Below are 18,480 nucleotides of genomic sequence, written 5' to 3'. Positions count from 1 at the left end.
GTACGAAGCATCCCAAGGAGCAACAGATGGGCTCAGAAGGATCCGCAGGTCAGCACCCTGCCTTACGGGCTCGCGGGCTGACCAAGGAGTTCCGCGGCTTCCGTGCGGTCGACGGCGTCGACCTCGCCGTGGCCGCGGGCAGCGTGCATGCGCTGGTCGGGCCCAACGGAGCCGGCAAGACCACACTGTTCAACCTGCTCACCGGCTTTCTGCCGCCGACCGCCGGCCGCATCGAAGTGGCGGGTGCGGACCTCACCGGCCTGGCCCCGGAGGGTTTCGCCCGCCGCGGCGTGGCCCGCTCCTTCCAGATCACCAGCCTGTTCGGCCAGCTCACGGCGTTGGAGCACGTCGCATTGGCGCTGCAGAGCGGATCGTCGCTGGGCTGGCAGTTCTGGCGGTCGGCGAAGCTGATGCGCCGCTACACCCCGCAGGCCATGGCGCTGCTGGACATGGTCGGGCTGGCCGACCTGGCGCACACGACCGCTGACGCGCTCGCGTACGGCCGCAAGCGGGCCCTGGAACTCGCGCTGGCGCTGGCCCTGGAGCCGTCGGTGCTGCTGCTGGACGAGCCGACGGCGGGCATGGGCCTGGAGGACGTGGACCGCACGATCGCCCTGATCGCCGCGGTCCGCACCGGCCGGACCGTGGTCATGGTGGAGCACAACATGTCCGTGGTCGGCGCGCTGGCCGACCGGGTCACCGTGCTGCAGGCCGGCCGGGTGCTGGTGGAGGGCCCGTACGACGAGGTGCGCGCGGACGAGCGCGTGATCACCGCCTACCTGGGTGAGGGAGCCGTCCGTGCTGCGCATTCATGAACTGTCGGCCTGGTACGGCGAGGCGCAGGTGCTGCGCGGGGTGAGCCTGGAGATCGCCGCAGGCGAGGTGGTCACCCTGTGCGGGCGCAACGGCGCGGGCAAGACCACGCTGCTGCGCTGCGTGATGGGCCTGCACCAGGGCCAGCGCGGCACCGTCGAGCTGGACGGCAAGCCGCTGTCCGGGCAGCCCGCGCACCGGCGGGCCCGGGCCGGCCTGGGCTGGGTGCCCGACGATCGCGGCTGCTACGCCACGCTGACCGTCGCCGAGACGCTGTCGCTGCCGCCCGTGGTCGGCCCGGCCCCGTGGTCGCTGGAGCAGGTGTACGACGCGTTCCCGCACCTGCACGCCCGGCGCGGCGCTCCGTCGACCACGCTGTCCGGCGGTGAGCAGCAGATGCTCGCGCTGGCCCGGGTGCTGCGGATGGGCGCGCGGCTGCTGCTCTGCGACGAGCCCACCGAGGGCCTGAGCCCGCTGCTGGTCGCGCAGGTCGGCGACATCCTGCGCCAGGCCAAGCAGCACGGGGTGGCCGTGCTCCTGGTGGAGCAGAACCTGCACTTCGCCACCACCGTCGCCGACCGCCATCACCTGCTGGCGGAGGGGCGCGTCGTGGAGTCGCTGGAGAACTCCGAGGTCGCCGCGCGCGAGAAGGACCTGCTGGCCTACCTCGGCATCTGAAAGGCACCACCCACACCCCAGGGAGATGTCATGCGTACCAAAGCACTATTGGTGATGTTCTGTTCCACGGCGCTGCTGACCACTGCCTGCGGCGGGGGCGGCCCGCAGTCGACTGCCGCCGGTGGCGGGCTGTCCGACGGCAAGGTCGTGTTCGGCGTGCTCAACGACCAGTCCGGTGCCTACTCGCAGCTGTCCGGCAAGAACTCGATCAAGGCCGTCGAGCTGGCCATCGCCGACTACCAGGAGAAGTACGGCGACAAGGCCGTGGTCAAGGAGTTCGGCGTGGAGACCGCCGACCACCAGAACAAGCCGGACGTGGCCAACGCCAAGGCCGCCGAGCTGTACGACCGCAAGGCCGTCGACGTGATCCTCGACGTGCCGACCTCGTCGGCCGCGCTGAAGGTCGCCGACGTGGCCAAGGAGAAGAAGAAGCTCTACTTCAACATCTCCGCGGCGACCACCGACCTGACCGGCAAGTCCTGCAACAAGTACACGTTCCACTACGCCTACGACACGTACATGCTGGCCAACGGCACCGGCCGCAACACCACCGAGGAAGGCAGGAAGAACTGGTACATCGTGTACCCGGACTACGCGTTCGGCCAGGACATGGAGAAGAGCTTCTCCGCGGCGGTCGAGGCGGCCGGCGGCAAGATCGTCGGCCGGGACGCGGCGCCGTTCCCGAACACCAGCGGTGACTTCTCGACGTACCTGCTCAAGGCCCCGACGCTGAACCCGAAGCCGGACGTGCTGGGCACCATGCAGGCCGGTGCGGAGCTGGTCGCGCTGGTCAAGCAGTACAACGAGTTCAAGCTGCGGGACAAGGGCGTCGGCCTGGCGGTCGGCCTGATGTTCCTCACCGACATCCACTCGCTGACCCCGGCCGCGCTCGCCGGCACCACCTACACCGACGCGTGGTACTGGAACTACGACCTGACCAACCGCACCTTCGCCGACCGCTTCCAGAAGGCCGCCGGGGTCCGCCCGACCTTCGCCCACGCCGCCAACTACTCCGCGGCGCTGCAGTACCTGGAGGCCGTGCAGGCCGCCGGCACCGACGGCTCGGACGCGGTGGTCAAGCAGCTCGAAGGCAAGACCGTCAACGACCTGTTCCTGCGCAACGGCAAGATCCGCGCCGAGGACCACCGCGTGGTGCACGACGCCTACCTCGCCCAGGTCAAGGCGCCCGCCGAGGTCACGGAGGAGTGGGACTACGTGAAGATCCTCCGCACCATCCCCGCCGCCGAGGCCTTCCGCACCCCCAGCCCCGACTGCAAGCTCTGACGAAGGAAGGGCATCGTCGGCTCGCGCCGGCGGGACGAGCAGCAGCTCGGCACATCGCTACGCGTTGTCGGCGGTGCCCTTCTTAACCCGGAAGGCCCCCGCCTCATGGTGAATTTCCTGCAACACACGTTCAACGGGCTGGTCGGCGGTGCTTTCCTGGCATTGCTGGCGCTCGGTCTCGCGGTCATCTTCGGCATGCTCCGCGTCGTCAACTTCGCCCACGGCGCGATCTACATGCTCGGCGCGTTCGGGGCGTACGTCCTGCTCACCGAGGTCGGCCTGGCGTTCTGGTGGGCGCTGATCCTCATGCCGCTCGTGCTGGCCCTGTTCGGCATGGCGCTGGAACGGCTGGTGGTCGCCCGGCTGGCCCGCCTCGATCCGCTCTACAACTTCCTGCTCACGTTCGGCCTGACGCTGATCCTGCAGGACGCGGTGAAGTCCCGCTACGGCGTGCAGTCCAGTCCGTACGACGCCCCGGAGATCCTGTCCGGCACGCTCGACCTCGGCGCGTTCGACTTCCCCGCGTACCGCGTGTTCGTGCTGGTCATGGCCATCGCCGTCTGTGTCGGCGTGTGGTGGCTGCTCAGCCGGACCCGGGTCGGCGTGGTGGTGCGGGCGGCCACCGAGCGTCCCGAGCTGAGCACCGCGCTCGGCATCGACGTGGCCCGGTGGGTGACACCGGTGTTCGGGTTCGGCATCGGCCTGGCGGGGCTGGCCGGCGTGCTGGCCGCGCCGATCCGGGCGGTGAACCCGCTGATGGGCGCGGATCTGATCATCGTGGTTTTCGCGGTGGTGGTGATCGGCGGCCTGGGCTCGATCTTCGGCTCGGTGGCCGCCGGATTCGCGATCGGCCTGGTGCAGGCCTGGGTGCAGGCACTGGGCGAGCACTGGGCGCTGCTGTCGCAGGTGCTGGTCTTCCTGGTGATGGCCGGGGTGCTGCTGTGGCGCCCGGCCGGCCTGTTCGGACGAGAGGAGGCCCCGGCGTGAGCGACACTGCTGCTGCCGCAGTCGATCAGAGCACGGAGGTGCGGGCACCCGCCGGCGCGGCGGCTCCGGTTCCCGCCGACGCGTCCGCCCGGGGCGGGACGATCGTGCCGCGGTGGCTGCGCTGGAGCCTTGCCGGGGCGGCGCTGCTGGTCGCGTTGTGGCTGCCCAACGGTCTCTATCCGACGGTCGCCGTCGACATCGCCTGCTGGGCGCTGTTCGCGGTGGCGGTGGACCTGCTGCTCGGATACACCGGCCTGATGTCCTTCGGGCACGCGGCCTTCTGGGGCACCTCGGCCTACGCCACCGGCCTGGCCGCGATCAACTGGGGCCTGCCGTTCCCGGTCGCGGTGCTGCTCGGCGCGCTGGCCGCGGTGGTGCTGGCGATCCCGGTCGGTTACCTGGCGGTCAAGCGGGTCGGCATCTACTTCGCGATGGTCACCCTCGCGTTCGCGCAGATGGTGTACTACATCGCCAACCAGTGGCGCTCGGTGACCCAGGGCGAGAACGGCCTGCAGCGGGTGCCGCGCGAGCTGTTCGGGCTGGACCTGACCGACGAGTACTACTTCTACTACGCGGCGCTGCCGATCGTGGCGGGCGGGCTGTTCCTGGTCTGGCGCGCGGTGCACTCGCCGTTCGGGCGGGTGCTGGTGGCGATCCGGGACAACCCGGCCCGCGCGCGGGCGCTCGGCTACCCGGTCCACCGGTACAAGCTGGCCGCGTTCCTGCTGTCGGCGTTCACCGCCGGGCTCGGCGGCGGCCTGTTCGCCATCGGCCACCGGTTCGTCTCGCTGGACGTGCTGCACTGGACCACCTCGGGCAAGGCCGTGATCATCGTGGTGCTCGGCGGCATCGGCACCCTGTGGGGCCCGGTCGTCGGCGCCGCCGGCGTGACCCGCCTGGAGGACTGGCTCTCCTTCGCCGGCTTCGAACAGATCGGCCTGGTCACCGGCGCCATCTTCGTCCTGGCCGTCCTCATCTTCCGCCGCGGCCTCTGGGGCACCGTCACCCACTGGCTCCGCCGCCGCGGCTGACAGCCGCACCGCCCCGGCAGGTCCTCAAGATCGCCCGAATTGCCTGGCAAATGTGCGAAAGAGCGGTCAAGATACGCCCGTCTGCCAGGCAAGTCGGATGATCGTGGGCGCGCGCCCCGGCATGGTTGCCGGGGCGCGCGGTGTTATTCCGGGAAGTGGGGTGGGTCACTTTCGATACGGGACGGTTTCGTATTTGAAGGGTCGGGCGTAGCGTCACTTCCGATACGGAACGGAACCGTATCGGAATCCTGGGGGATGGAAACACGTGGACTCTGCTGCCAACACCGGGCACCCGAGGCGCTGGGCGATTCTCGGCGTGCTGGTGATCAGCCTGCTCGTGGTCGTGCTCGACAACACCGTGCTCAACGTGGCGATGCGTACGCTCGCCGACCCCGTCCACGGCCTGGGCGCGACCCAGAGCCAGCTGGAGTGGGCCATCAACTCGTACACCCTGGTCTTCGCCGGGCTGCTGTTCAGCTTCGGCGTGCTCGGCGACCGCTGGGGGCGCAAGCGCTTCCTGCTCATCGGCCTGGTGCTGTTCGGCATCGCGTCCGTGCTGTCGGCCTACGCGCAGGACCCCGGCCAGCTCATCGCGGCCCGCGCCTTCATGGGCGTCGGCGGCGCGGCGATCATGCCGGTGACACTCTCGATCATCTCCAACGTCTTCGACCCGCGCGAGCGCGGCAAGGCGATCGGCATCTGGGCCGGCTCGGTCGGCCTCGCGGTCGCCATCGGCCCGCTGCTCGGCGGCTTCCTGCTGGAGCACTTCTGGTGGGGCTCCGTATTCATGATCAACGTGCCGATCATCCTGTTCGGCCTGGTCGCGGTCGCGTTCCTGGTGCCCGAGTCGCGTGACCCCCAGCCGGGCCGCATCGACCTGGTCGGCGTGGTGCTGTCCGTGGTCGGCCTGGTGGCGCTGGTGTACGGCATCGTCGACGGCGGCGAGCACGGCTTCGGCCGGCCCGAGGTGTGGGCCTCGCTGATCGGCGGCGCGCTGGTGCTGGCGGCGTTCGTCTGGTGGGAGGGGCGCACCACGCACCCCTCGCTGGACGTGAAGCTGTTCCGCGACGCCCGGTTCTCGGCTTCGGTGGCCAGCATCGGCCTGCTGTTCTTCGCGTCCATGGGCTCGTTCTTCTTCGTCGGCTTCTACCTGCAGCTGGTGCGGGACTACTCGCCGATGCAGAGCGGCGCGCTGCTGGTGCCGTTCGCCGTGGGCCAGATGGTGTTCGCGCCGCTGAGCACGAACCTGGTCAAGCGGTTCGGTGTGCGCAGCGTGTCGGCGGCGGGCATCCTGGTGGCCGGGGTCACCTTCGCGGTGCTGGCCACCCTGCAGGTGGACACCCCGATCTGGATCGTGGTGGTGAACTTCTTCTTCATGGGCGCCGGCATGGCCAACGTGATGCCGCCCGCCACCAATACGATCATGTCGGTGCTGCCGCGGGAGAAGGCCGGCGTCGGTTCGGCCGTGTCGAACACGGTCCGGCAGGTCGCCGTGGCCATGGGCGTGGCCGTGCTCGGCTCGGTCGTGGCCGGGGTCTACCGGGGCGAGATCGAGCCCGCGACAGCGGCGCTGCCCGGGCCGATCCGCGACATCGCCAACGAGTCCGTCGCCGGGGCGTACGGCGTGGCCGGCAACCTCGGCCCGGCGGGCGCGCCGCTGGTGACCGCCGCCAACGACGCCTTCGTGCACGCCATGCACTGGGCGGCGCTCGGCTCCACGCTGGTGGCGCTGATCGCGGTCGCGGTGGTGCTGCGCTGGATGCCCAAGAAGCTGGCCCAGGGCGCGGCTGGTCCGGGTGGAGCGCCGGGCGCCGGTGGTCCCGCGGTCCCGGCCGGGGTTCCGGTGAACCGCTCGGTTCCCGCCGCCGAGGGTGACGAGGGCGACGTGCAGCGGCCGTCCCGGTTGTCCACGGTCGGGTAAGGTTTCGTTCACCATGACTGAGCTCGCTGAACTGCCGGCGACGCCGGGAGCTGCGCGGACGCAGGGGCGTCCGCGCAGCTCCCGTGCGCATGAGGCGATCCTGGAGGCGGTCCTCGACCTGATCGAGGAGGGCACCACCGTCGAGGCGCTGAGCATGGAGGCGATCGCGGCCCGCGCCGGCGTGGGCAAGGCGACCATCTACCGGCGCTGGGCGGGCAAGGACGAGCTGCTGCTCGAGACGCTGGTCAAGCTCAAGGGCCCGCCGACGCAGCCGCTGGGCGACTCGGTGCGCGCCGACCTGATCCGCCTGCTCAGCGTGGTGGGCCAGAAGGACCAGCGGGCCGTCCGCGTGATGCCCTGCCTGATGCCGGAGGTGTCGCGCAGCCCGGAGGCATACCGGATCTGGCAGGAGGCGATCACCGAGCCGCGCCGCGAGGTGATGCGCGAGGTGCTGCGCCGCGGCGTCGCCACCGGCGAGCTGCGTGCCGACCTCGACATCGAGGTGGTGGTGTCGATGCTGATCAGCCCGCTGCTGCTGCACCGCATGGTGCGCTGGAACCCCCGCCTCGACGAGGTCGACGACCTCACCGAGCAGATCGTCGACGTGGTCCTGCAGGGCGTCGCCGCCTGAGCCCCGGCCCGTCGGGCCCAGCCGGCGACGCGTCTCTGCGAAGGAAGGGCACCTTCGCAACGCCATGTGTCGCAGAAGGTGCCCCTCCTCACCGCGGAGCGGTTGCGGCGCAGCTGAGGCGTCCCCTCGGCGGCGTTGCGGCACCCTGATCCGCAACGACGCCGAACCCCCGTCCGCCGTGGCCGCGCCGCCGTCAGACCGGCGCGTGCGCCTGGAGGAACTCGGCGAGCTTCGCCCGTACGGTGTCCGTCGCGGCCGGGCCGCCGAGCGACACCAGGAGCACCCCGTGCCAGTCGGTCGGCACGATCAGCAGCTCCTTGACGGTCGTCTTCGGGGTCAGGCCGTACAGCTCGCGGGCGCTGTCGGCGAAGCTGCTCTCGAACTCGCCCGCCGCGTACAGCACCGGCATGGTCAGCTTCGGCGCGGCCGTCGACGCGTCCGCGCCGAACAGCACCGGGGCGGACAGCGCCACCACGGCGACCGGCGCGGGAGCCAGCGCCGGCGCGGCGGCCAGCACCGCGGTGCCGCCCATCGACGCGCCGATCAGCACGATGCTGGTCGCGCCGTCCGCGCGCAGCGTGGCCGCGGCCGCCGCGACCTGCTGCGGGGTGTCCAGCTCGCCGCGCGTGGACACCCCGAACCCGCCGAAGTCGAACATGAGCACCCGGTAACCCTTGCCGGCCAGCTCGAACGCGTACGGGAGCCACTGGCACACGTCGCCGCCGTTCTGGTGGGCCAGCACGATCCCGGTCTTGCCGCTGCCGAGGATGACCCCGCCCAGGTCGGCCCCGTGGTCGCCGAACCTGGTCTGCCGTGCCCCGGCCGGCAGCTCGCAGGTCGCGCCCGCGTTCAGGCCGGTCGGGCTCGGGGCCGGCGCCGGGTCGCCGCCGCTGGAGCACCCGGCCAGGGCGACGGCAGCGGCGGCGGCGAGCAGGGCCAGTCTTCGCATCGGGACTCCTCGGTGGACGGACGAGACGCTGTCGTCTGTCAGTACCGCCGAGGGACGGATGCGGGTGGGGGTCAGTCCGAAAGTTGTTCGGCGTTGCTGCCCAGCCGGTGCAGGCGCAGCGCGAGCTGCACCTCCAGCGCCCGGTCGGGGCGCTGCCAGTCCGCGCCGAGCAGCTGGGCCACCCGGTCCAGCCGCTGGGTGACCGTGTTGACGTGCACGTGCAGCTGCTCGGCGGCGCGGGCCAGGCTGCCGCCCGTGCCGAAGTAGCACTCCAGTGTCTTGACCAGCGTGGTGCCGCGGCGGGTGTCGTAGTCGACGACCGAACCGATGGTGTCGCGCAGGAACCGGGTCACGTCCGGGTCGCCGCCCTCGCGGACCGCGCCCAGCAGCAGCCCGACGAAACCCAGCTCGGCGGTGGACGCGCCGTCGCCGACCCGGCCCAGCGCGGCCAGCGCGGTGGCGCAGTGGTCGGCCTCCTTGAACGCCGCGGCCAGCCCGGCCGGGTCGGCGGCGGGCCCGGCCGCGCCCGCGGTGACCGGGCGGCCCAGCACCCGGCCCAGCTCCCGGGCGACCGAGCGGGCCAGGGCGCCCGCGTCGGTGCCGGGCACCATCAGCACCACCCGGCCGTCGCGGGTGGCGGCCAGCCCGGCATGCGTGCCCGCGAAGGTGTGCGCCCACGACACCGCCCGCTGCCGGGCCGGGCCGGAGGTGGCCGCCGCGTCGTCGACGCAGACCAGCACGTGCGGGCGGGACAGGTCGACGTTCAGCCGGCGGGCCCGTGCCCGCAGCGACTCCGGGTCGCGTACCGGCCGGGCGATGAGGTCGTCGAGCAGCTCGCCGCGCACCCGGCCCTCCGCCTCGGCGACGGTGCGCCGGAACAGCAGCAGCAGCGCGGTGACCAGCGCGGCGCGTTCGAGGATCTGCTGGTCGGGGTGGCCGGTGTCGTGCTGCGGTCGCCAGACCAGCGCGCCGAGGTTCTCCGCCCCGGCGACGACGGCGGCGAACCACAGGCCGCCCCGGCGTACGGCGCGCCCGTCGGCCCGGGAGGTCGCCAGCGCCTCGGCCACGATCGACGGGTCGGGCAGCGGCACCGTGCCGTGCGTGTCGGCGAGGCCCGCGCCCGTGGACACCTCGGCGTCCCAGCGGCCGCCGACGGCGATCATGCTGTTGTCGCCGCCCGGCCCGGTCAGGCCGCCGATCGCGTCCGATGCCGCCCCCGGCAGGGCGGGTGCGCCGACCGCGGCCAGGGTGCGGCCGTCGGCGTCCAGCACCATCAGGCGTCCGCCGAGCACCTCGGTGACCGCGGCGGCGACCTCTTCGACGCCGCCGCCCCGCAGCACGAGCGCGGTCATCCGGTCGTGCGCGGCCGCGGCGCGCTCCACCGACGCGCTGTGCGCGGAGATCTTGGCGGACGCGGCGGACAACTCGGTCAGCGCCGCCTGGGTCTCCCCGAGCAGGCGGGCGGTGTCGATGGCGACGGCGGCGTGCGCGGCGAGGGACACCAGCAGCGACACCTCCTCGCGGGCGAACGGGCGCTCGGATCGGTTGGCCGCGTACAGCACGCCGATGACGCGCGAGCCCAGCCGCAGCGGTACGCCCAGGATGGCGACGAGCCCCTCCTCTCCCACCCCCGCGTCGATCTCGCCGGTGTGGTGGAAGCGGCGGTCCTCGGGGTAGTTCGCCGTGGCGTAGGGGGTGCCGGTCTGCGCGACCAGGCCGCCTAGGCCCGCGCCCAGCGGCAGTCGCAGCCGCTGGAACTTCGCCGAGACGGAGCCGTCGGTGACCCGCATGTACACGTCGCCGGCGGCGTCGTCGCTCATGGTCAGGTAGGCGATGTCGGTGCCGAGCAGGTTGCGGGCCCGATGCACGATCGCGTGCAGCACCGCGTCGAGGTCGCGCAGGCCGGCCAGGTCGCCCGCGGTGTCGTACAGGCCGGACAGCTCCGCCTCGCGGCGGCGGCGGCGCTCCAGCAGCGCCCGCACCCGCAGCGCGGCGAGTTTCGCCTCCTCCAGCTCGGCGATCTCGTCCGGGCCGGCGCCCCGCGAGCGCGCCTGGACCAGCGGCCCCTCGAACTCGACCGGGGCCGCCTCGCGCTCGAGCAGTTCGAGGAACCGGATGGTCGAGGAGGGCATGGCTCGCATTCCTACCCCGCCGATCACTGGGCTGTCCAGCCGCCGTCCATGGCGATGGACGTGCCGGTGATGAACGAGGCGGCGTCGGTGCACAGGTAGGCGGCCAGCTCGGCGACCTCCGCCGGCTCGATCAGGCGCTTGATCGCCGCCTTGGCCAGCATGATCCGCTCGATGACCTCGGTCTCGGCGATGCCGTGCGAGCGCGCCTGGTCGGCGATCTGGCCCTCGACCAGCGGGGTGCGCACGTAGGCGGGGTTGATGCAGTTCGCGGTGACCCCGTACGGGGCGGCCTCGACGGCGATGACCTTCGACAGCCCTTCGAGGCCGTGCTTGGCCGACACGTACGCCGACTTGAACGCCGACGCGCGCAGCCCGTGCACCGAGGAGATGTTGACGATCCGGCCCCAGCCCTGGGCGTACATGTGCGGCAGCGCGCGGCGCACCAGGCGGAACGGCGCGACCAGCATGACCTGGTGCAGGTAGCTGAAGCGGTCGGGGTCGAAGTCCGGCAGCGGCGCGACGTGCTGCAGGCCCGCGTTGTTGACGATCACGTCGACGGCCGGGTCGAGCTCGTCGAGGGCGGCCGGTTCGGCCAGGTCGGCGACCACCGCGGTGCCGCCGATCTCGTCGGCGACCAGCCGGGCCGACGCCGCGTCCCGGTCGACCACGAGGACCTTCGCCCCGGCCTGCGCCATCCGGGCCGCGCAGGCCCGGCCGATGCCGCTGCCGGCGCCGGTCACCAGAGCGGTGCGGCCGGTGAGGTCGAGTCGAACGAGTGGCGGCGTCGCGGTCGTCATGGTGCGTGAACCTACGAGCCGCGCGGGAGCGCGCACATGGGTCGCGCCCACACAGTGTGCCGGGAACGGATGTGGCGGGACGTGGCTCGGCCGCGCTGACGGTGGTGTCCGCTAGGGTGTCGTACACACGTACGGCGAAGTGGACGGAGCAGCGGGTGCAGGTGCGGCAGCGGCGGGTGCTCGGCGTCGATCCGGGGCTGACCCGGTGCGGCGTCGGTGTGGTGGAGGGCGTGCCCGGCCGGCCCTGCGTGATGGTCGACTACACGGTCATCGGGTCCGATCCCGACGCCGACCTGGCCGACCGGCTGCTGCACCTGGACCGCAACCTGGCCGAGCTGATCGCGCGCCACCAGCCGGAGAGCGTCGCCGTGGAGCGGGTGTTCAGCCAGCACAACGTGCGCACGGTGATGGGCACCGCGCAGGCGGCGGCGGTCGCCGTGCTGGCGGCCGCGCGCGCCGGGCTGCCGGTGCGCACCTACACTCCCAGCGAGGTCAAGGCCGCCGTGACCGGCTCCGGTCAGGCGGACAAGAAGCAGGTCACCACGATGGTCACCCGGCTGCTGCGGCTGGACGCGCCGCCCCGCCCGGCGGACGCGGCCGACGCGCTGGCGCTGGCCATCTGCCACATCTGGCGCGGTGGCACGCGCGACCGGCTGAGCGAGGCCATCCGTACCGCGAAGGGCAGGCAGTGATGATCGCGAGTGTGGCGGGGACCGTCGCCTCGATCGGCGCGGACGCGGCCGTGGTCGAGGTGGGCGGGGTGGGCCTGCGCCTGCTCTGCGCGCCGGGCACGCTGGCGGCGCTGCGGGTCGGGCAGCAGGCCCGGTTGTCGGCCACGCTGATCGTGCGCGAGGACTCGCTGACCCTGTTCGGCTTCCCCGACGACGACGAGAAGCAGCTGTTCGAGCTGCTGCTGACGGCGTCCGGGGTGGGCCCGAAGCTGGCCCAGGCCGCGCTGTCGGTGCACACTCCCGACGTGCTGCGGGCCGCGCTCTCGCACGGCGACGTCTCGACGCTGACCCAGGTGCCGGGCATCGGCAAGAAGGGCGCCGAGCGGATGGTCCTGGAGCTGCGCGACAAGGTCGGCCCGGTGGCCGCGGTGCCGGCCCAGGGCGGGCGCACGCAGGCGTGGACCGAGCAGGTGTGCCAGGGCCTGGTCGGGCTCGGCTGGAGCCAGGCGCAGGCCGACCAGGCGGTCACCGCGGTGGCCGAGACGATCGACGGCCCGACCCCGCCCGTGCCGGTGCTGCTCAAGCAGGCGATCCGGCTGCTGGGTAAGACGCGATGAGCGAGCACCGCGAGCGAATCCGGCAACTTTCCACTCATCGTGACGACGAGCGCAGCGGGGAGAAGCGATGAGCGAGCACCGCGAGCGAACCCGGCAACTTTCCACTCATCGTGACGACGAGCGCAGCGGGGAGAAGCGATGAGCGAGCACCGCGAGCGAACCCGGCAACTTTCCACTCATCGTGACGACGAGCGCAGCGAGGAGAAGCGATGACCGATTCACTGGTCAGCGCGCTGGCCTCGCCGGAGGAGCGCGACGCCGAGGCGTCGGTGCGCCCGAAGCGGCTGTCGGAGTTCGTCGCCCAGGAACGCGTCCGCGAGCAGCTGGAGGTGCTGCTGCACAGCGCGCTGCGGCGCGGCTCGCCGCCGGACCACATCCTGTTCTCCGGCTCGCCGGGGCTGGGCAAGACCACCCTGGCCATGATCGTCGCGGCGGAGCTGGGCGGCGCGCTGCGGATGACGTCGGGCCCGGCCATCGAGCGCTCGGGCGACCTGGCCGCGGTGCTGACCAGCCTGCAGCAGGGCGACGTGCTGTTCATCGACGAGATCCACCGCATCGCGAAGCCGGCCGAGGAGCTGCTGTACAGCGCGATGGAGGACTTCCGGGTCGACGTGATGGTCGGCAAGGGGCCCGGCGCGACCGCGATCCCGCTGGACGTGGAGCCGTTCACGCTGGTCGGCGCGACCACCCGGGCCGGGCTGCTGACGGGCCCGATGCGTGACCGGTTCGGTTTCGTCGGGCACCTGGAGTTCTACAGCGCGCCGGAGCTGGCCTCACTACTGCAGCGTTCGGCGCGCATCCTCGGGGTGGCGGCGACGCAGGAGGGCATCGCGGAGATCGCCGGGCGGTCCCGGGGCACACCGCGTATCGCCAACCGCCTGCTGCGCCGCGTGCGCGACTATGCCGAGCTGCGCTCGGACGGGGTGGTCAACGTGTCCTCGGCGCGCGCCGCGCTGAAGGTGTACGACGTCGACGACATGGGGCTGGACCGGCTGGACAAGGCGGTGCTGGTGTCGCTGGTCGAGCTGTTCGGCGGGGGACCGGTCGGGCTGTCCACCCTGGCCGTGGCAGTCGGGGAGCAGCCGGACACGGTCGAGGAGGTCGTGGAGCCGTTCCTGGTGCGGGCGGGCCTGCTGGCGCGTACGCCCCGGGGCCGGGTCGCGACGGCCGCCGCGTGGCGTCATCTCGGTAAAAAACCACCAAATGGTACTTTTGGTGCCGGTGCTATCACGGCACCCGACTTGTTCACCGTCGACGGCCAGCCGGACACGTAAGCGGACCTCGCGTTCGTGATCTTAACGTGACCTACACCGCAAGTGTGCGATCGCTCGCGTACCGACTAGACTTCGCGCGGTCCGAACGGACGACAGATGCCACCGCCGGCGTGCAGAGCCGCGCGGCGGGGCCGTGTGGAAAGGTCACAAAGTGGGCGGTAATTCCGGCAGTGCGTTGCCGACGATCATCATGTTCGCCCTGCTCTTCGGCTTGATGTACTTCATGTTCATCCGGCCGCAGGCAAAGCGTCGCAAGGAGGCCGAGTCGATGCAGAAGTCGCTCGGTGCCGGCGACAAGGTGATCACCATTGGCGGCCTGTACGGCACGGTGGTCTCGACGGACGACGAGAGCATCACCCTCGAGATCTCGCCCGGCGTGACCGCCCGCTACGCGCGCGCGGCCGTGGGCCGGGTGACCGAGCAGGTCACCGTGCCGACCGAGCACGTGGTGGACAACCCCGTCAAGGAAGAAAAGTAACTCGCTGACCCCACGCCACGGCTAAGGCGCATCTCTTCCGCGCCGGCCGTGGCGCATCCCCATCCGTCATTCATTCCAGGGAGACTCGACAGCCGTGGCACCACCTCAGGGACAGATGCGCCCCGGGAGGCAACTTGCCCTTCTCGGCGCCATCTTCGTCATCCTCGCCAGCGCGGTCTGGTTCGGCGGCAAGGGCGGCTGGGAAGATCGCCTCGCCCCCAACCTCGGCCTTGACCTCGTCGGCGGCTCGCGGGTCACCCTCCTGGCGCAGACCGGCGCCGATGGCAAGCCGCCGACGACGCAGGATCTCGAGCAGGCCCGCCGCATCATCGCCGAGCGGGTCGACGCCCGTGGCGTGTCCGAGGCGCAGGTCGTCATCGAGGGCAACCAGAACATCGTGATCTCGGTGGCCAAGAAGGGCGACGACGCGATCAACGACGTCGGCCAGGCCTCCCAGCTGTTCTTCCGCAAGCTGCTGAGCCAGACCGACGGCAGCGGCCTGGCCGCCGCGCCGCAGCCCTCGCCGAGCCCGAGCGCCAGCGCGTCCGGCTCCCCGAAGCCGAGCACCGCGGCCAGCCCGGCGGCGACGCCGAAGCCGTCGGTGAGCGCGTCGACCGGTGGCACCGGCGGTGGTGCCGCGATGGCGCCGACCCCGACGCCGACCCCGGCCGCGAGCAAGAGCCCGGTCGCCTCGGCCAGCCCGGCCGCCGCCCCGAAGCCGTCCGCCCCCGCGAACCCCAAGGTGACCGTGGAGCAGGTCCAGGCCAAGGTCGGCAAGGCCGCCTGGGACGCCGCCGGCAAGCTGACCGCGGTCGCGGCCGACCCGGCCCAGCTCGAGGTCCTCCAGCCGTTCGCTCAGCTGAACAACTTCGAGGTCGCGCTGCTGGCGCCGAAGGTGCAGTTCTACGTGCCGCAGGTCTCCTGCGAGCAGCTCGACAAGCGCCCCCCGGGCTCGATCAACAACCCGGACGCCGAGGCCGTCGCGTGCGAGGACGGCATGAAGTACCTGCTCGACGTCTCGAAGGTCAAGGGCACCGACGTCGACAAGGCGTCGCCGCAGATCGAGCAGAACACCAACCGCCGGGTGGTCTCGCTGGACTTCTCCAGCGACGGTCTGGACAAGTGGACCTCGCTGACCAAGGAGTCGTTCAACAACGAGGGCCAGAAGTGCGACCAGACCGCGCTCGGCGCGGGCAGCCACTGCCGCGTCGCCGTGGTGCTGGACAACAAGGTCATCTCCTCGCCGGAGATCCAGGGCGTGCTCGGTGACGACTCCGTCATCACCGGCGACTTCGACCAGAAGTCGGCCACCGACCTGGCCAACAACCTGAACTACGGTTCGCTGTCGATGACGTTCCTCCAGCAGGAGGCCCAGTCCATCACCCCGACGCTGGGCGGTGAGCACCTGCAGGCGGGTCTGCTCGCGGCCGGCATCGGCATGCTGCTGGTGGTCATCTACTCGTTCTTCTACTACCGCCTGCTGGGCACGGTCATCGTGCTGTCGCTGATCCTGTCGGCGGCGCTGACCTTCCTGGCGCTGGTGTTCCTGGGCCGGGAGATGGGCTTCACCCTGACGCTGGCCGGTATCGCCGGATTCATCGTCTCGCTCGGTGTCGCCGCGGACTCCTTCGTCATCTACTTCGAACGTCTGAAGGACGAGATCCGCGAGGGTCGCAGCCCGCGCAGCGCGGTGCCCCGCGCCTGGGTGCGTGCCCGCAAGACGATCCTGACCGCCAACGCGATCTCGCTGATGGCCGCGCTGGTGCTCTACCTCGTCTCCTCCGGCGCGGTGGCGGGCTTCGCCTTCGCGCTGGGTCTGGCGACCCTGATCGACCTGGTCGTGGTGTTCCTCTTCCGTCACCCGATCATGACGATGTTCGCGCGTACCGACGCGTTCCTCTCCCCGCGCGTCAGCGGCCTGGGCCGCGTGCTGCACGAAGCCAAGGAGGCTAAGTGATGAGTGGTCTCGCATCCCGGCTCTACAGCGGTGACGCCGGATTCCAGATCGTCGGCAAGCGCAAGCTGTGGTTCAGCGTCGCCGGCTTCGTGATGCTGGTCGCGGTCGTGGCGATGTTCGTGCCCGGGTTCAAGCCGGGCATCGAGTTCGAGGGCGGCAACGAGTTCACGGTGCCGGTCTCGGCCGGTTCCCTGGCCGACGTCGAGAAGGCGATCGACGAAGCGATCACCTCGGTCAAGCCCGACGCCTCGCTGGTCCCGGCGCAGAAGGTCGGCGACGCCGCGTACACGGTGCGCAGCTCGTCACTGACCAACGAGGAGACCGAGGCGGTCAAGGAGAAGATCGTCACGTCGCTGAAGCTGAAGTCCGACGACGTCAGCGGCAACCGGGTCAGCCAGGCCTGGGGCGAGCAGGTCACCGAGCAGGCGCTGATCGGTCTGGCGCTGTTCGTGCTGGTCGTCAGCATCTACCTGGTGATCCGCTTCGAGTGGCAGATGGCCGCGGCCGCGGTCGCCTCGCTGGTGTTCGACCTGCTGGCCACCGCCGCGGTGTACGCGCTGGTCGGCTTCGAGGTCACGCCGTCGACGGTGATCGGCTTCCTGACGATCCTGGGCTTCGCGCTCTACGACGTCGTCGTGGTGTTCGACAAGGTGCAGGAGAACACCCGCGGCATCACGGGCAGCAGCACCCAGACGTACGCCGAGGCGGCCAACCTGGCGCTGAACCAGACCTTCATGCGGTCCATCAACACCGCGCTGGTGGCGCTGCTGCCGGTCGGCGGCCTGCTGTTCATCGGCGCGGGCCTGCTCGGCGCGGGCACGCTGAAGGACCTGGGTCTGGTGCTGTTCATCGGTATGGGCACCGCGGTCTACTCGTCGCTCTTCTTCGCCACGCCGGTGCTGGTGTGGCTGAAGGAGAAGGACCCGAAGATCGCCAACCACACCGCGCGGGTGCTGGCGCGCCGCGCCACTCCGGCCAAGTCCTCGGCGGGCGACCTGCCGGCGCAGGTCGGCGCGGGTGCGGGCAGCGCGGCTCCGAAGGCGGGCGCCAAGCCCACCGTCGGCGCCAAGGCGGGCCGTCCCGCGGGCCGTCCGGCGGGCAAGCGCCGCTGACCCGGTAACACGATCCGAGGCCCGGTCTCCCACGGAGGCCGGGCCTCGCCGTGTCCCGGTCGCCCGCGTAGGCCGGGCCTCGTCGCGTCCGTTGATCATGAACTTATGGCACGGTTCGACGGCGTGTCACCGCCACAACTTCATGATCAACGGTGGTTTGCCGTGGGCGGGGACACAGTTCGCCGGTGGGACCGGCGGTGACGGTGTGGCGGCAGGGCCGGGCGTACTAGGGTGTGCCCGTGACCAACGATCTGATCCAGGGTGACAGCGGGCCCGCCACCGCGGCGCTCGTCGCCGACATGGTCGTCGACGTGGCGGACTTCCCGAAGACGGGTGTCCTGTTCAAGGACCTGACCCCGCTGTTCGCCGACGGCAAGGCGTTCCGCGGCGTCATCGACGCGATCGTGGCGCAGTACGCCGGTGAGTTCGACGTGGTCGTGGGCGTGGAGGCGCGCGGCTTCGTGCTGGCCGCCGCGGTCGCGTACGCCGCCGGCACGGGTGTGGTGGCCGTGCGCAAGGCCGGCAAGCTGCCCCGGGTGGCCCACGCGGCCACATACTCCCTGGAGTACGGCACGGCGACCCTGGAGATCAGCGAGGCCGCGTTCACGCCCGGCCAGCGGGTGCTGGTCGTCGACGACGTGCTGGCCACCGGCGGCACCGCCGACGCGACGCTGGACCTGGTGCAGCGCGCGGGTGGAATACTGGCCGGCTTCGTGGTGCTGATCGAACTGGGCTTCCTCGGCGGCCGCGAGCGGCTGGGCGACCGCCCGGTGCACGCCCTGCTGCGCATCTAGCGCTCCACCCACACCACCGTCCGGGGCGCGCAAGGGGCGTCCGGTCGCACCGCGTCCACCACCCGCCCGGGTGACGGACGCCACGAGTGCCCTCCCCGGCTGCTGCCGGCAGCGGTACGCACCTGTCGGCAAATCGGCCGGCGAGCCCGAACACAGGTAGCATGGGCTATCCGAACCTCACTCGAAGGAGCGGCCGTTGTCTCAGGAAGTCGCCCCCAGCGTGGCCGTGGCGGAGACGCCACCGGCCGGGAACGGGCCTGACAAGGCCAAGGCGGCGAAGGGCGTGAAGGCGGCCGAGCCCCGCGAGGCAGCAGCCGTGCTGCCCTTCCCGGGCACGAACGAGCAGTCCACGGC

At 71.5% G+C, this 18,480-nt stretch carries 16 protein-coding genes and 2 pseudogenes; 14 read left to right on the top strand and 4 right to left on the bottom strand.

The features are described 5' to 3' along the window. Positions 1–26 precede the first annotated feature (26 nt). The 7 genes from HAV39_RS35820 to HAV39_RS43455 all read left to right on the top strand — a co-directional run bounded on the left by HAV39_RS35820 (position 27) and on the right by HAV39_RS43455 (position 7,345). A complete protein-coding gene (locus HAV39_RS35820) occupies positions 27–815 on the top strand; it encodes an ABC transporter ATP-binding protein (RefSeq protein ID WP_191843598.1) in 789 nt (262 codons plus the stop codon). After that, positions 799–1,491, top strand: coding sequence for an ABC transporter ATP-binding protein (locus tag HAV39_RS35815; protein WP_191843597.1), 693 nt, complete (start codon positions 799–801; stop codon positions 1,489–1,491). The genes HAV39_RS35820 and HAV39_RS35815 overlap by 17 nt, the downstream gene beginning before the upstream one ends. Positions 1,492–1,521: 30 nt before the next feature. Next, complete coding sequence (locus HAV39_RS35810; protein ID WP_191843596.1) at positions 1,522–2,775, top strand: ABC transporter substrate-binding protein; 1,254 nt, start codon at positions 1,522–1,524, stop codon at positions 2,773–2,775. Between the two features lie 105 nt (positions 2,776–2,880). Then, positions 2,881–3,762 carry a branched-chain amino acid ABC transporter permease gene (locus tag HAV39_RS35805; protein ID WP_191843595.1) on the top strand — a complete coding sequence of 294 codons (882 nt, stop codon included), beginning with the start codon at positions 2,881–2,883 and terminating at the stop codon, positions 3,760–3,762. 38 nt (positions 3,763–3,800) lie between these two features. Further along, the gene (locus tag HAV39_RS35800; RefSeq protein ID WP_191843648.1) at positions 3,801–4,793 is read left to right on the top strand and encodes a branched-chain amino acid ABC transporter permease; all 993 of its coding nucleotides are present in this window, start codon (positions 3,801–3,803) and stop codon (positions 4,791–4,793) included. 265 nt (positions 4,794–5,058) lie between these two features. Further along, the gene (locus HAV39_RS35795; RefSeq protein WP_191843594.1) at positions 5,059–6,714 is read left to right on the top strand and encodes an MFS transporter; all 1,656 of its coding nucleotides are present in this window, start codon (positions 5,059–5,061) and stop codon (positions 6,712–6,714) included. 13 nt (positions 6,715–6,727) lie between these two features. Then, the gene (locus HAV39_RS43455) at positions 6,728–7,345 is read left to right on the top strand and encodes a TetR/AcrR family transcriptional regulator (RefSeq protein ID WP_191843593.1); all 618 of its coding nucleotides are present in this window, start codon (positions 6,728–6,730) and stop codon (positions 7,343–7,345) included. Between the two features lie 193 nt (positions 7,346–7,538). On the opposite strand, the gene HAV39_RS35785 is transcribed toward HAV39_RS43455, so the two are convergent. From HAV39_RS35785 to HAV39_RS35775, 4 genes and pseudogenes are all read right to left on the bottom strand, one after another. Beyond that, positions 7,539–8,294, bottom strand: a complete 756-nt coding sequence (locus tag HAV39_RS35785) for an alpha/beta fold hydrolase (protein WP_191843592.1) — start codon at positions 8,292–8,294, stop codon at positions 7,539–7,541. A 71-nt stretch (positions 8,295–8,365) separates the two neighbouring features. Further along, positions 8,366–9,358, bottom strand: a pseudogene (locus tag HAV39_RS43750) (PucR family transcriptional regulator); the annotation flags it as partial. A 171-nt stretch (positions 9,359–9,529) separates the two neighbouring features. After that, a pseudogene (locus tag HAV39_RS43745) lies at positions 9,530–10,426 on the bottom strand (GAF domain-containing protein); the annotation flags it as partial. 23 nt (positions 10,427–10,449) lie between these two features. Further along, a complete protein-coding gene (locus HAV39_RS35775; RefSeq protein ID WP_191843590.1) occupies positions 10,450–11,223 on the bottom strand; it encodes a 3-hydroxybutyrate dehydrogenase in 774 nt (257 codons plus the stop codon). Positions 11,224–11,384: 161 nt separating this feature from the next. On the opposite strand from HAV39_RS35775, the gene ruvC reads away from it, so the two are divergent. The 7 genes from ruvC (at position 11,385) to HAV39_RS35740 (ending at position 18,126) form a co-directional block, all read left to right on the top strand. Further along, entirely contained in the window at positions 11,385–11,915 is a 531-nt protein-coding gene (ruvC, locus tag HAV39_RS35770; RefSeq protein WP_191843647.1) for a crossover junction endodeoxyribonuclease RuvC, read from the top strand. Then, complete coding sequence (ruvA, locus tag HAV39_RS35765) at positions 11,915–12,511, top strand: Holliday junction branch migration protein RuvA (RefSeq protein WP_191843589.1); 597 nt, start codon at positions 11,915–11,917, stop codon at positions 12,509–12,511. The genes ruvC and ruvA overlap by 1 nt, the downstream gene beginning before the upstream one ends. Positions 12,512–12,720: 209 nt before the next feature. Next, positions 12,721–13,785, top strand: coding sequence for a Holliday junction branch migration DNA helicase RuvB (ruvB, locus tag HAV39_RS35760; RefSeq protein ID WP_191843588.1), 1,065 nt, complete (start codon positions 12,721–12,723; stop codon positions 13,783–13,785). Positions 13,786–13,936: 151 nt separating this feature from the next. Then, entirely contained in the window at positions 13,937–14,263 is a 327-nt protein-coding gene (yajC, locus tag HAV39_RS35755) for a preprotein translocase subunit YajC (RefSeq protein ID WP_275413940.1), read from the top strand. Between the two features lie 94 nt (positions 14,264–14,357). Beyond that, complete coding sequence (secD, locus tag HAV39_RS35750) at positions 14,358–16,220, top strand: protein translocase subunit SecD (RefSeq protein WP_191843587.1); 1,863 nt, start codon at positions 14,358–14,360, stop codon at positions 16,218–16,220. Continuing rightward, the gene (gene secF / locus HAV39_RS35745; RefSeq protein WP_191843586.1) at positions 16,220–17,332 is read left to right on the top strand and encodes a protein translocase subunit SecF; all 1,113 of its coding nucleotides are present in this window, start codon (positions 16,220–16,222) and stop codon (positions 17,330–17,332) included. The genes secD and secF overlap by 1 nt, the downstream gene beginning before the upstream one ends. 239 nt (positions 17,333–17,571) lie before the next feature. Next, the gene (locus HAV39_RS35740; protein ID WP_373311806.1) at positions 17,572–18,126 is read left to right on the top strand and encodes an adenine phosphoribosyltransferase; all 555 of its coding nucleotides are present in this window, start codon (positions 17,572–17,574) and stop codon (positions 18,124–18,126) included. Positions 18,127–18,480: the final 354 nt, after the last annotated feature.

The organism is Catellatospora chokoriensis (assembly GCF_011297315.1).
GTDB lineage: Bacteria > Actinomycetota > Actinomycetes > Mycobacteriales > Micromonosporaceae > Catellatospora > Catellatospora citrea.
Note: the sequence above shows the minus strand (reverse complement) of the source record. Positions and strands in the feature narration are given on the sequence as shown.

Bases quoted from the DNA above. Each gene is read 5' to 3' on its own strand.
- HAV39_RS35820 (WP_191843598.1), top strand. From the start codon at position 27: ATGGGCTCAGAAGGATCCGCAGGTCAGCACCCTGCCTTACGGGCTCGC.
- HAV39_RS35810 (WP_191843596.1), top strand. From the start codon at position 1,522: ATGCGTACCAAAGCACTATTGGTGATGTTCTGTTCCACGGCGCTGCTG.
- HAV39_RS35805 (WP_191843595.1), top strand. From the start codon at position 2,881: ATGGTGAATTTCCTGCAACACACGTTCAACGGGCTGGTCGGCGGTGCT.
- HAV39_RS43455 (WP_191843593.1), top strand. From the start codon at position 6,728: ATGACTGAGCTCGCTGAACTGCCGGCGACGCCGGGAGCTGCGCGGACG.
- HAV39_RS35785 (WP_191843592.1), bottom strand. From the start codon at position 8,294: ATGCGAAGACTGGCCCTGCTCGCCGCCGCCGCTGCCGTCGCCCTGGCC.
- HAV39_RS35775 (WP_191843590.1), bottom strand. From the start codon at position 11,223: ATGACGACCGCGACGCCGCCACTCGTTCGACTCGACCTCACCGGCCGC.
- ruvA (WP_191843589.1), top strand. From the start codon at position 11,915: ATGATCGCGAGTGTGGCGGGGACCGTCGCCTCGATCGGCGCGGACGCG.
- ruvB (WP_191843588.1), top strand. From the start codon at position 12,721: ATGACCGATTCACTGGTCAGCGCGCTGGCCTCGCCGGAGGAGCGCGAC.
- secF (WP_191843586.1), top strand. From the start codon at position 16,220: ATGAGTGGTCTCGCATCCCGGCTCTACAGCGGTGACGCCGGATTCCAG.